1 protein-coding gene is annotated in these 629 nt (G+C 56.3%); it reads right to left on the bottom strand.

The features are described from left to right. A partial coding sequence (locus ACFC3J_RS22880) for a flavin-containing monooxygenase (RefSeq protein WP_375198199.1) occupies positions 1 to 535 on the bottom strand: 535 nt, incomplete at its 3' end. Positions 536 to 629 lie beyond the last annotated feature (94 nt).

The raw sequence follows: 629 nt of genomic DNA, 5'->3' as shown, positions 1-629 counted from the left end.
AGACCGTCTTGCCAGTGAGATCGACCGAATGATCCCAGCGCGCCGAGTGGAAGGACGGGCCCTGAAAACTATCCTTGCCTTTGAAATCCGGAATGGAAGGAATGTTCAGCTGGCCAAGACCCGAGATGAGCACGTCTGCGGTGTGGGTGCCCCCATCCGCCTTTGTCAGCGTCCAGGTACGGCTCGCCTCGTCATAACTGCAGTCCGTGATTTCAGAATTGAAGTGGCAGTGCGGGCGTACGCCGAACTTGTCTGCGAAGTCCTCGAAATACTGAAGGATTTGAGGCTGCAGGGACCATTTATAGTCCCAGTCCGGATTGAGATCGAAGGAATAGGAATAGAGATGGCTTGGTACATCGCAGCCACACCCCGGATATGTGTTGTCGCGCCACGTGCCGCCAACACCATCTGACTTTTCGAACAAGTCGATGTCTGTGTAGCCGGCTTCCTTGAGTTTCGCGACGGCAGCCAGTCCGCTCATACCCGCGCCAAGCACGGCGATCCGCAGCGACTGATCATCCTTCCCTGATGGCATTCCCTTTTCCTCCGCCTGATCGACTTTTCATCGATACTGGCATGCGGAAGAGGCCGGTCAACCTGTCTCGCAAGGGGAAGTGGATCAGCTGGCA

Origin of the sequence: Sphingobium sp. (assembly GCF_041987595.1) — a bacterium.
Taxonomy (GTDB): domain Bacteria; phylum Pseudomonadota; class Alphaproteobacteria; order Sphingomonadales; family Sphingomonadaceae; genus Sphingobium.
This window is presented reverse-complemented; position numbering and strand designations above follow the sequence as displayed.